Below are 12,470 nucleotides of genomic sequence, written 5' to 3'. Positions count from 1 at the left end.
CTCACGGCTTTGTAGACCCATCCATGATAAAAATGAACAATAATCATTAATAATGTTAGCAACAATCTTAATATTATAATGCACATGCGTTGCATTTTGTCATGCAGCACCTTTTCGCACATCATGCAGATATTTAGACAGTATATAAAACATGGAACGTTGGATTAATGCCTATGAACAGTAAATCTCTATTCTCTATCACTCCGCTAGCACTCCTTACGTCAGTGAGTTGCCTAACTTCGTCTTTAGTTTACGGTGCGGTGGTACCGGAAGAGGTCGTACTTGCTGAGAGTCAACATGTAGTTCGTGGCAATGATGCAGAAGTCGCGACATTAGACCCAGCAAAGGCTGAAGGCTTGCCCGAGATGCACGTGATTCGAGACCTATTTGAAGGATTGGTGATTCAAGATAGCGACGGCAATGTTATTCCCGGCGTTGCACAATCGTGGGAAACTTCTGATAACCAGACGTTTACGTTTCACTTACGCCCTGATGCAAAATGGTCTAACGGCGACGCAGTTGTTGCATCTGCTTTTGTTTACAGCTTAAAAAGAGCCGTTGACCCTGCAACTGCATCGCCAAATGGTTGGTACTTGAAGATGACGAGAATTAACAATATAGGCGATATATTAAAAGGAGAAAAGCCGACGTCTGAACTAGGAATTAAAGCCATCGATGATCTTACCTTAGAGTTCAAACTCGATAGTCCTGTTCCATATTTTGTTGCAATGACGGGGCATACGTCAATGATGCCTGTTCACCGAGCTTCCGTTGAAGCCTTAGGCGACAAATGGGCTAGGCCAGGTAATTTAGTGTCTAATGGCGCGTTTACGTTAACTCAATGGGTTGTGAACGAGAGAATCGAATTAGTAAAAAACTCACGCTATTGGAACAACGCTCAAACAGTGCTTAGTGAGGTGACGTTCATTCCATTTGAAAGTCAGACGGCAGCCCTTAATCGTTACATGGCAGGCGAGGTTGATATCACCTCCGATGTACCTGCGCAAATGGCAGAGAAGCTAAAGAAAGACCAAAAGGATGCGTATACCGTCGTGCCTTTGCTTTGCACGTATTACTATGCGTTTAACACGACAAGAGCCCCGTTTGACGACGTTAGAGTTCGTAAGGCTGTATCCTATACCATTATGAGAGACGTCATTACCAATGGCGTTACTAAGGTTGGCAACATCCCTGCCTATACGTTTGCTCACCAGTACGTGGCTGGTTTTAAAGCAACACAGCCGGATTACAGTCGTTGGACACAAAGCCAAAGAGACCAACAAGCTCAACAATGGTTGGCGCAAGCTGGCTATGGAGAGGATAATCCGCTAAAGGTTAAGCTACTCTATAATACCAGTGAAAGTAACAAATCAATTGCGGTCGCTATTTCATCAATGCTTAACAAAAATTTGAATGCAGAAGTTGAACTTGAAAACCAAGAGTGGAAATCGTATCTGGTTGCTAGGCGTGAGGGCGATTTTGATATTCTTCGAACCTCTTGGTGCGGGGATTACAATGAGGCTTCAACATTTTTGTCGTTGATGACATCTGATAGCGCAGGTAACCGAGCATTTTATGAAAGTGACCAATATGATCAACAGATCGCAAAGGCGCTGATGGCTACCGATCAAAAAACACGTAATCAATTCTATGACCAAGCCGAAGCAACGTTAGTGAAAGACATGCCAATTGCCCCTATTTATTATTATATGCAGGCGAGATTAGTTCGCCCAACGATAGGCGGTTTTCCGGTTAACAATGTCGAGGGAAGGGTATATTCCAAAGACCTTTATGTAATCCAAGATTAGGATATGAAGGTAGATTGATGGAAAAAAAGGATGTCGAGAAGACATCCTTTTTCATATTAGTAGCAATTTTTAAGTGCTGGTGTTTGCTAAGACAAGATAATCAGTACCGTGCCTGCAAGCGTCATAAGAATATTGGCGATGGCGTAAGTCCCGGCATATCCGAGCGCAGGGATCGTAGAGCGAGCATGCTCATTGACGACATCCATAGCCGGTGCACATGTTCGCGCACCCACAATCGCGCCAATCAACAAGGCGCGATTCATCTTGAGAATATAGGCCCCGACGAGATAAGCCAGTACAACCGGCACAACGCTGACTAAAAAAGCGATGAGGATGACTTGAGGACCCACTTGTGTCAGGTGCTCAAACATTTTTCCACCGGCGCTGAGCCCAATCCCAACCATGAAAAACATCAGTCCTAGATCTTTCACCATGTTCAACGCCCCTTGAGGGACATAGCCGAACGTTGGGTGGTTTGCTCTTAAAAAACCAAGAGTGATACCGGATAGCAATAGTCCAACCGCATTGCCTAAGCCGAATGAAACTTGGCCGAAGGTCATCGTAATCAAACCGAACATAATGCCTAAAATAAAAAAGCTGCAGAAGGCGAGAAGATCCGCCATTTGGCTGTGTATTGAAATAAAACCAACTTTTTCAGCCAGCCCCAGCACTCGGCTTTTCTCGCCACTCACTTGCAGGATATCACCCTTAGCGAGAACAATATTAGCATCCATCGGCATCTCTATCTGAGCCCTTACCACTCGGTTTAGAAAGCAGCCAAATTCAGAAAGGTTCAGGTTAGATAGGCTTTTCCCCGCAATGTTGTCACTTTTAACAACAATTTCTTCCTCGACGATACGTAGGTCGAGTAGATTGCGGTCAAAAACTTCTTTGCCATTCCTAAAACTAGGATCGAGACGTGCATGGCTGTCTGGGAAACCGACTAGTGCTATTTCATCGCCTTCTTGCAATATTGCGTCGCCATCAGGGTGAGCCAAAATACCGTTGCGGCGAATACGTTCAATATAACAGCCTGTTTGTCGATAAATGCCTAGTTCACGAAGGTTTTTACCGTCAGTCCAGTCAATCAGTTCTTGGCCAACACGATATGCGCGGATAATAGGTAAGTAGACTTTGCGTTGCCCTGAACCACCTAACCCTCGCTCTTGTGCGATTTGTTGCGCCGAGTCGTGCAGATTTTGTTTTTGTAATTTAGGCAATAACTTCGCCAGCATAATCATACTGACCAAGCCAATTAGATAGGCCATCGCATAACCAACGGAAAGGTTTTCTAGCACCAACCCGAAGTCCATGCCTCTCGGAATGGTGGCCAAGCCGGAGTTTAACGCATCTTGTGCCCCCACAAGAACGGGCGTTGCGGTAAGCGCACCGGCCATGACACCAGCTGATAAACCATAATCAAGCCCTAAATAGTGGCTAGCAAAATAGGTGATCATTAAAGCAGTGACGAGAACCACTAGACTCAAAATGAGGTAATGCTTGCCATCTCTGAAGAAAATACCGAAAAAGTTTGGCCCGGCCTCAATACCTACACAATAGATAAAGAGCATGAAGCCAATAGTAAGTGCCTCGGCATTAAATGAGAATCCTAAGTGCCCCATTATCAGCGAGGTGATTAAGACTCCAATAGAATTACCGAGTTGTAGGCTTCCAAAGCGGATTTTCCCGAACGCAAGGCCAATCGCCAAAGCGACAAAGATAAGGAGGATAGGGTTTTGGTCTAGCAATTGTACTACGTCAATGTTCACTGTAGCGACTCGAAGCAACGAAGTTGGATAGGTAATAAAGTGTGGCGATTGTAGCGGAAATAATCAAAAAGATAAGTGATTTTTTTTAAGTTTTACCATTAGATTACATATTCTTTGCTTTTCATGAGCATAAGCGATAGGTCAATAATATTTTCGTATGAGTTTGTACCAATATTGATGTAGATCCCAATAAAAAAGCCAACTTCAATGAGTTGGCTTTCGATGTTGAACTTTCAACTATACTATATATTAGACAATGAGTTACTCGTCAAAAAGACCCAAGTTCTCTTTAGCGTATGCTTCAAATTCTGTACATCCACCGATATGATCTTGGTCGATGAAGATCTGAGGAACGGTTTCAACAGGCTTACCAACAGTCTTTTCTAAGTCTGCTTTAGAGATGCCTTCCGCGTGAATGTCAACATAGCGGAAGTTGAAATCGTCACGTTTTGCTTTTAGCGTTTCTGCATGCTCTTTAGCGCGGACACAGAATGGGCAACCTGGGCGACCAAAAATTACTACAAACATTGACTTTCTCCTTGAAGATTAAATTCTTACTGAGCAGTGTGAGTTTGGATTAACTCAGCTCTTATATTCGATGGCAACAACTATGCCTTAAGATGAAAAGGAAATAAAGCCAGAAATACCACTCGTTGTGATAGGGAAAACCTATCAGTACAGATGTTGCGCAGGGTGGTCGAGTATCTGCTGTATTTTCATGTGACAGACAGCAAAAATGTGACGACAAATACAGGTAAAGGGCCGCTAGCTTGGCTTACATCAATTCCTCAACGTTCTGGTCGCTGCATGCTATCAGTGGCTTATGATTTTTATGTGTTTTTATTATCGGTAGGGCTTACAGATCGGGGCACAATTTCTTCTAACGTCTAAGTGAAACTTCTCATAAAGAAGAGCAGCGGATGATGGTGTGACACGTGAGCTTGACGATATACCGAAAGGAAGTGGGTATGTTTCAGTTTATGACTTCGAGTCGTATTATATTTGGCGAAGGTGCATTGCAATCGTCACTCTCTATTATTAATCAGTTTGGCTATAGCGTATTACTTGTAACAGGACAAGATCGGCAACGTGCAGAAGCTGTTATCCGTTATCTTCATAGCCAAAACATGCGTTACCAACATGTGGCTATCAGTGGTGAGCCTAATATCACTATGGTCGAAGAAACCGCGATTATGGGGCGAAGGTTTAAGCCTGATATGGTGATTGCTATCGGCGGTGGCAGTGTGCTGGACATGGGAAAAGCATTGGCCGCTATCGTGCCTAACCAAGGAGACGTTTACGACTATGTTGAGGTGGTGGGGCGAAATGTGCCATTGAAAACCAAACCCATCCCTATGATCGCTATACCCACTACCGCCAGTACAGGCGCTGAAGTGACAAAGAACGCAGTACTAAAATCTGGGCAAGACAAAGTGAAAGTGAGCTTAAGAAGCCCGGAGATGCTGCCAGATGTTGCTATTGTTGATCCCACCCTTACCTATGGTACGGATCCTTATACGTCAGGCCGCGGGGCTATGGATGCATTTACTCACTTAATGGAAGCGTATGTATGCGGTGAGCCCAATCCATTAACTGATATGGTGTGCGAAGAAGGCTTGAGGCGATTAAGTCGTTCCATTATATCTGGCTGTAAACAAGACAACCCTAAAGCTCGTGCCGACTTATCGTTTGCTGCGATGCTTGGTGGTATGGCTATTACTAACGCGAAATTAGGCGCTGCTCACGGATTAGCGTCGGCACTCGGGGGAAAAATCAATGCGCCTCACAGTGTCATTACCGCAAGACTTGCTCCTCATGTGATGAATGAAAACGTAAAGGCTGCCAAGCGAGCAGGTCGAAATGATGTGCTCAATCGTTACCGTAATATTGCGCAAATTCTAACGTCAAATTCAGAAGCGACTATAGAAGAAGGGATCTCATGGGTAACGACGATATTGGAGCGCTTAGCGCTGCCACAGTTGTCGAAGTTTGGCGTTTGCAATACACCGTTTGATGTTGTTGCCGCCGATGCGCTAAAGTCAGTGGCGATAAAAGGCAACCCGCTTCCACTGACCCAAGACAGGCTTATTCACATTCTTGATCAAGTATGTCAGTGTCATTGCAGCTCACATTCCGTAGCACCAGACGAGACGACGCAAGTCGAATATCGTAATAACACAATAGAAACTGACTAGACACAAGAATATTGCACGATCAAAAAAGAGAGGATATTCCTCTCTTTTTATTACTGCTGGTTCACTGAAATCGCAACGTTGTAGATGACGTTAGATGTTGGACAATTTGTCGTAACGTGAATCTTTTAACACTTCTTTCACTCGCTTCAGATTATCTCTAAAACGGCTACCGCGCCTTAACGTAAAGCCTGTTGCTAACACATCAATGATGGTCATTTGTACAACGCGGCTTGCCATTGGCATATAAACATCCGTGTCTTCTGGTACGTCGACGGTAATTGAAAGTGAGCTTGCTTTATCCAGTGGCGAATCTTTTGCTGTAACAGCAATGACCGTTGCACCATTTTCACGGGCAAGGTGAGCGATCTCAACCTGACTCTTTGTTCGGCCTGTATGAGAGATCAGCACGATCACATCATTGTCTGAACAGTTGATGCAGCTCATTCGCTGCATGACAACGTCTTCATAGCAAGAAATTGGGATGTTGAAGCGAATGAATTTATTCTGTGCGTCTCGTGCGACAGACGACGACGCTCCTAGACCAAAGAATGAAATACGTTTGGCTTGAGTTAACAAGTCAACGGCCCGGTTTATTTGCATCGCATCTAAGCTATTCTTTGCAACGTCTAAACACGCCATTGTTGATTCGAAAATCTTATGGGTGTAAGCGTCTGGACCATCATCTTCTTCAACATTTCTGTTAACGTAAGGGGTCCCATTAGCAAGGCTCTGCGCTAAATGCAGTTTAAAATCAGGGAAGCCTTTTGTATCGAGTCGACGACAGAAACGGTTAACGGTAGGTTCACTAACGTCGGCCATTTTGGCAAGTGTCGCGATACTAGAATGAATGGCTGTCTGGGGGGAGGCCATTATTACTTCAGCAACCTTTCTTTCAGATTTACTAAAGTTTTCTAAGTTTTTTTGGATTTTCTCTAGAGTATTCATAGTGTTCACAGGGTAAAGAGAATCTCTTGTTAGCATACAGTGTACTGATGTCATACATTTATCTAAGTGTTGATAAGTCGTAAAATATACTCATATCGTGTTTTATAATGACATTCGATATACGCTAACTCCATTGTTTCAGTATAAACGAACAAGACAGTCAGCTGTAATAAAAGCTCACATGAAGTCTTTAGAATATGACAGGCATCAAACAAAATTTTGGAAGAAAAAAACAAATGGACAAAAAGCGAACAGGAAAGAGGGTTTTCTAGCCCGTTCATGCCGTATGAGTCCCACAAAAAAGAAATAAAATTTCATAATTTGGGCCATGTAAGTTGTCTTTCCTTCAATGACACCATCAATATATGGTGGTGTCGCTTGTCTAAGGCTGACTTGTCACATCGATAGTACTCACTATCTGTTCTATTTCTTGGATTATATGGATACCGTCTTCTTGAGCGATCTCTCGTTGCTCTCGTAAGATGGCACTCAGTACATCCTTTGTGGTTAATGGGTTTGCCAACACGACTCGAAAAACAATCGTATTCAGCTTATTCCATTGAATCGGATTTAACTGAGTCCGTGAAACAAAAGAACGACCGGTTTCACGCTGTTTCTTTTGAATGAGTTTCGTTAATTCGTTTAAAAGCTCATGAATCTGAGTTTGTGTCGGTGCATCTGCATTGTTGAGTGCTTGTTTTATTGATGCCGGTACATAACGATAGGTGAGTAGACATAACTCGGGCTTTGACACTAATTCAAAATCGTTTTGCTGGCCGATGAGATCTGCAAAATACGCGGCTTTTTCGATACTTTGGTTAATGAGTAATTCGTAGCCTGGTCGACTAATAATGTGCATTGCCGCGTAAACGAGCATCGCCATCCCGGAACGTGATCCTTCCAACGTGTGGCTGCCAAGATCTTTCGAACCCTTACGCAAAATATATTGCGCATGATGTTCAATACTCTTCATCGCCTCAGGATTTTTGAAAAGCACCATCCCAGCACCCATAGGGATATAGAGTTGTTTGTGTGCATCAATAGTTACGGAGTCGGCTAACTCAATACCATCAAGTAAATGACGATATTTATCAGACATTAAGGTCGCGCCACCCCAAGCTGCGTCTACATGAAAATGACAGGTCTCTTGGGCGCATATTTTCGCTATTTCATGTAACGGATCGATATTGCCTGTTTCTGTCGTTCCTGCCACGCCAATAACGGCAAATGGTTTAATACGTTGGCGTCCAAGTTCTGCAAATTTACGTTGTAAATCTTGTGGGCAAATGCGGTTGTTATTGTCGGTTTTAACGGCGACTAAGCCTTCTTGACCGATGCCAAGTAAATCGGCTGCTTTTTTGAGAGAGTAGTGCCCACGCTCGGAGACGAGGATAGCGAGGCCTTCATAACCATAATGTTTCATGGCTTTGAAGAGTCCTTCTTTTTCAACACCCTTAAATGGGCCATCGGCCTTTAATGCGTTATTTCTTGCTACCCACAGCGCAGTAATGTTAGCGATGGTGCCACCTGAGCAAAAAGCCCCAAGGGAATGATTGGCACTGTGCATCCAACGTTGATAGAAAGATTCATCTTGAGAATAAATGAGCTTATGAAGCATGCCAATGACTTGACGCTCTAGCGGCGTAAATGCTTTAGAGGTTTCTATCTTAACGAGGTTTTGATTGAGCGCGATCATAATCTTCGATAGCGGCATCAAAAAGTACGGCAATGCAGATGTCATGTGGCCAATGAAGCTCGGCGATGAGGTATGCACAGAGTGAGACACTAGCGTATCTAGCAGGTGTTTCGTGTGCTCGGATACAAACTCCGGTTGCTCAGGGATGACTGCACTTGAGAAATCTTTTTCAATTTCATGCAGTGGTTTTTCTTCCGCAACGATGTGCTCACGCAAAAACTCATTTAGGTTGCGCGATAAGCTCTCTTCGATTTGTGTCAGAGTAGAATCTGGTCCTTCAGGGATAGTGAATATGCGAAGAAGGCTCTCAAAGCTGACGTTTGCGATTTTTTGCTCAGATACCATATCGTAATCTACTAATATTCTATTGTTGCAAGCGGCACAATCTAAACCAAATTAATATAAATGTCTTCCAAAAATTGGAGTGAGAACTAAAGTTTCAGTGTGCTACAAATAATATGAGTGGGTTTTGGTTAATTTAAAGACAAAAGCTGACGCAGGCGTCAGCTTTTTTGTAAAACAATAAAGGCTATAGACACTTCATCGTTTCAACTTTTTCAATGGATTCGTTGTATGAATTGAGTGCTTTCTCAATTTTCTTTGGATGACTGAGCAGCTCAGCAAAAGCACTGCGTAGTTCATAATTTTGCTCATGTGGTGTCGCTTGGCGATCGGCAAAACTGGTTGCGGCTATTTTACCCAATTCGTCGTTTCGTTGAGCGAGCGCTTTGACGTCTTTTTGTTCTAGCTGAAGCCAGCTTTCTACTGGGCGTTCAGTGGACACTTTATTCGTATCATTATCTAGGTAGTAATGAACCGCCGCTCGATTGAGCTCGAAGTGATTCTTGCGTCCCTCGAGGAACCATTCACTCACGTCTTGTAATTCAGGGTATTGTTCAGTCGTTAAACCTATCAGGTCTTGGTACCAATGAATCGAGGCGTCAATATAGGCATCGTACTTATTCGATAGGCATTGGGTATCTGCAGCAAGCGAAGAGAACGAGGTCGATGCGAACATCATAGCAACAAGCCATTTTTTCATTATTTATTCCTTTAATGGGCTGAATTTATTTAATTATAATTATGCGAAAGCGGGCAGTATAACGGCTTTGCGCTAAAAAACCTGAGATCTAACTTCCAAGAGATACAAAGAACAGCATTAAAACAGGCACCAGTAAGCTAAGAATAAAACCACTGACAATCGCCACAGGCACACACTTTACGCCACCGGTATTCTGAATAATAGGGAGGGTAAAGTCCATTGCCGTTGCGCCAGCATAACCAATGGCTGTGCTTGGTTTTTTTTGAATTAGAAGAGGGATGAATACCAGTGCGACAAGTTCTCGCAAAAGCTCAATCATGAAGGATGCACCACCAAAAACAGGGCCGAACGCATCACCCATTAAAATGCCAGCCAATGAGTACCAACCAAACCCCGATGCCATTGCAAGGCCTTGGTAGGTTGGAATACCCAATACTAATGCGGCGATGAACCCGCCAAACAAAGAGCTGAGTACGATAACAACCGCAATCGCCATGCCTTGTTTGTTCACGAGGATCTGTTTAAGTGTTAAGCCGCTGTTCCTTAGTTGAATACCAATGAAGAATAACAATGCAAATAGGATCCACTCACTTGCGGCTTCAACCCAGTCGAGGCCCAGCGGTAACAGCAGGCCAATCGCGAGCCCACTTCCCACCACGAAGATGAGTTTTAATGACTCAAGAGCCATTTTAGAAAGCGGCAGTGTCGATGTTTTTGTTTCGGTCTTTAATGGTAAAACGCGGTCGATGATGGGTAAACATAATAAGTTACAGATGCTAATGATGCCAAAAAAGGTGACCGTCATCGTAACAATCGTTTTCAGGTTACTGCCAAAATCTTCTAGCGCAGCCAAGCTTAAGCCCATCAAAAACAAGATCACGTAGATAAGCCATGACGTCGCTTGATTGATTTTGTTGAGCAGCTCGTCGCGAGAAATAGAAAAAAGATAGCCGATGACGAGCGGCGCAAAGATAAACAGCATGCCGGAAAACATAAACTCACAAACCCTACGTACATAATATGACGCATATTGTGTAGTGTTTGCGCTTTAAAAACAAGCAGGTAGCGGAAGTGTTTCTACATGCCAGAGCTTCGCATCACGTCTGCTGTTTGAGTGGCAAATTCAGATTCAACCATATTAGTCAACTGATACAGGACCTCGGCACCATCAAGGTTAATCTCTACCTCATGCTCCTCGAGGGCTTCGTTGTCTTGCTTACGATACAAAAGGATGTGATTCGCAATCCTAGCAATATCGAGGTAGGACACCTCAGGGCGGTCGGTAGCTTTGACTTTGTTGGATGCAACTTCGATGAAATCTTGATCAAAGGACCAAGTTTTCAGTACCTGCTCACTCACCACCGGGCAACGCGAATGAAAGATTTGCATGGCAAGATCAGGATCTAAGTAGTTGCCTTTTTCTAAGTACAAGTGATATTCATTCACTAAGCAAAAAAGCCCAATATCAGCAAGGAATCCGACCAACAACGCTTTTTCTTGTTCCAAGTAACCATAGGTTTCTTTAGATTGTTCCTGAAAGGCTCGAGTGACAAGAACCATCGTTGCAGCCAGCTCTCGAGAGACTGCCGCGCTTTGTATCAATACGCTTTTACAGTTGTCCGTAAGGTTGACGGAGTGTTTTAGCATTTCAATCGATTGCGCAGTAACAATGTCTCTTACTCGAAGTATGCCTAAGCGTGAAACCGCAGTATGCAAGTCATTACAAGTGATGTTTCTTCTATTAAAGACGACAGAGTTTGATACTCGCAACACAATAGCCGCTAGGCCTGGATCGTCGAGTAGGCATTCGGCGATGTCAGAAATGCCTGTTGACTCAAGCGTGCAAAGTTTTTGTATTCTTAACACAACTTCGGAAATCGGAGGTAACGAGATTTTACCCGTATTGATGGACTGTTCGACAAGTTCAGCAAATTCTGTTTCTAAGCTTTCAATCAGCAGTTGTTGGTTATCAGGGAGCCAGTAAAACGATAAGTGATTCATAGGACTTCGACAGCAAAATATCAACCTCCAGTTTACCTTTCCTTGCTTGCAATTGACAATATTCTTCGTGTGTAAATGTATGACAAGTCAATTGTTTGACGTTTAAAACAGCGTTCAAGTATTGATAATCATGGCACTAAGACTATGGATGCGATCAACGTGAAGTGACTCGCATTTATAGGTCGCTGTCGTTTTATAACTGTGATGCTGCACCAGACTTAATTTGCATACTGAACTATGATTAATGCAAATTATATAAAAAGAAAAGAGGTGAGCGCGTAACACGCCTTACCTAGATATTAACAACAATTTTTTTGCTTTATGCAATGCTGCTTTTCTGGTGATCACATTAATCGGGGTAATGGATTAAAGGATCAATGGAAATGATTGAACAAAATTTTTACAACTATACAACCAAGTTTGGTGAATCTCAAAAACGCTCTATGTTTGGTGGTACTGGCTTATTTCAACAAGGAGCCATGTATGCACTAGTGAGCAATGACCGCGTTTTTATTCGTGGAGGCTCTGATCTTGATAATGTGCTAAATGAACTGGGATGTGACAAATTTAAGCACGTGAAAAAGCAATCAATAGCGACGGTTAACTATTACGACATTACAGAGATATTTGTGTCTAATGCAGCCTGTTTACACGACGTCGTCAAAACATCTATTGATAACTCGGTAAACCAACGAAGCACAAAAAAGGCTATCGAAAATAGACGATTGCGCGATCTACCTAATATGCAATTGACCTTGGAACGAATGGTGAAAAAGTCTGGGATCGATGACGTAAAAACATTTTTGGAGTTAGGTGCACCAAAAGTCTTCAATCGCGTCAAGCGTACTTATGGTAATGATGTTGATGTGAAATTATTATGGAAATTTGCTGGCGCCGTTGATGGTGTGCATTGGAAGTTGATCCAAGACCCGATGAAACAGCAGCTCCTCGACAACTGTACGAAGATTGAATCATAACCGAAGCTTATAAAACGAAAAAGGTCGCGTTTAAACG

At 43.2% G+C, this 12,470-nt stretch carries 10 protein-coding genes; 3 read left to right on the top strand and 7 right to left on the bottom strand.

All coding sequences use genetic code 11. From position 1 onward, the window contains the following. Positions 1-173: 173 nt before the first annotated feature. Positions 174-1,808, top strand: a complete 1,635-nt coding sequence (locus tag AB4405_RS08255) for an ABC transporter substrate-binding protein (protein WP_372060384.1) — start codon at positions 174-176, stop codon at positions 1,806-1,808. 86 nt (positions 1,809-1,894) lie between these two features. On the opposite strand, the gene AB4405_RS08250 is transcribed toward AB4405_RS08255, so the two are convergent. Both AB4405_RS08250 and AB4405_RS08245 read right to left on the bottom strand, forming a co-directional pair. Beyond that, positions 1,895-3,577: an aspartate:alanine antiporter gene (locus AB4405_RS08250; protein ID WP_102470602.1), complete on the bottom strand. Its 1,683-nt coding sequence runs from the start codon at positions 3,575-3,577 to the stop codon at positions 1,895-1,897. Between the two features lie 261 nt (positions 3,578-3,838). Continuing rightward, entirely contained in the window at positions 3,839-4,105 is a 267-nt protein-coding gene (locus AB4405_RS08245; RefSeq protein WP_102470603.1) for a GrxA family glutaredoxin, read from the bottom strand. 440 nt (positions 4,106-4,545) lie between these two features. Between AB4405_RS08245 and AB4405_RS08240 the strand changes: the two genes are divergently transcribed. Further along, complete coding sequence (locus AB4405_RS08240; protein ID WP_372060383.1) at positions 4,546-5,772, top strand: iron-containing alcohol dehydrogenase; 1,227 nt, start codon at positions 4,546-4,548, stop codon at positions 5,770-5,772. A gap of 90 nt (positions 5,773-5,862) precedes the next feature. Here AB4405_RS08240 and AB4405_RS08235 read toward each other — a convergent pair whose 3' ends face one another. The 5 genes from AB4405_RS08235 to AB4405_RS08215 form a co-directional block, all read right to left on the bottom strand. Next, positions 5,863-6,717 (bottom strand): MurR/RpiR family transcriptional regulator, encoded by an 855-nt coding sequence (locus AB4405_RS08235; RefSeq protein WP_102470605.1) that lies wholly within the window; start codon positions 6,715-6,717, stop codon positions 5,863-5,865. A gap of 382 nt (positions 6,718-7,099) precedes the next feature. Beyond that, on the bottom strand, positions 7,100-8,758 hold the full coding sequence (gene panP / locus AB4405_RS08230; RefSeq protein ID WP_372060382.1) for a pyridoxal-dependent aspartate 1-decarboxylase PanP: 1,659 nt from the start codon (positions 8,756-8,758) through the stop codon (positions 7,100-7,102). Positions 8,759-8,942: 184 nt separating this feature from the next. After that, entirely contained in the window at positions 8,943-9,455 is a 513-nt protein-coding gene (locus AB4405_RS08225) for a hypothetical protein (protein WP_102470607.1), read from the bottom strand. Positions 9,456-9,543: 88 nt separating this feature from the next. Continuing rightward, positions 9,544-10,449: a lysine exporter LysO family protein gene (locus AB4405_RS08220; RefSeq protein ID WP_372060381.1), complete on the bottom strand. Its 906-nt coding sequence runs from the start codon at positions 10,447-10,449 to the stop codon at positions 9,544-9,546. An 83-nt stretch (positions 10,450-10,532) separates the two neighbouring features. After that, on the bottom strand, positions 10,533-11,456 hold the full coding sequence (locus AB4405_RS08215; RefSeq protein ID WP_372060380.1) for an HDOD domain-containing protein: 924 nt from the start codon (positions 11,454-11,456) through the stop codon (positions 10,533-10,535). A gap of 377 nt (positions 11,457-11,833) precedes the next feature. Here AB4405_RS08215 and AB4405_RS08210 point away from each other — a divergent pair, with 377 nt between their 5' ends. Then, entirely contained in the window at positions 11,834-12,433 is a 600-nt protein-coding gene (locus AB4405_RS08210; RefSeq protein WP_372060379.1) for a TfoX/Sxy family DNA transformation protein, read from the top strand. Positions 12,434-12,470 lie beyond the last annotated feature (37 nt).

The sequence above is a fragment of the Vibrio sp. 10N.261.51.F12 genome (assembly GCF_041471725.1).
Lineage (GTDB): Bacteria > Pseudomonadota > Gammaproteobacteria > Enterobacterales > Vibrionaceae > Vibrio.
Note: the sequence above shows the minus strand (reverse complement) of the source record. Positions and strands in the feature narration are given on the sequence as shown.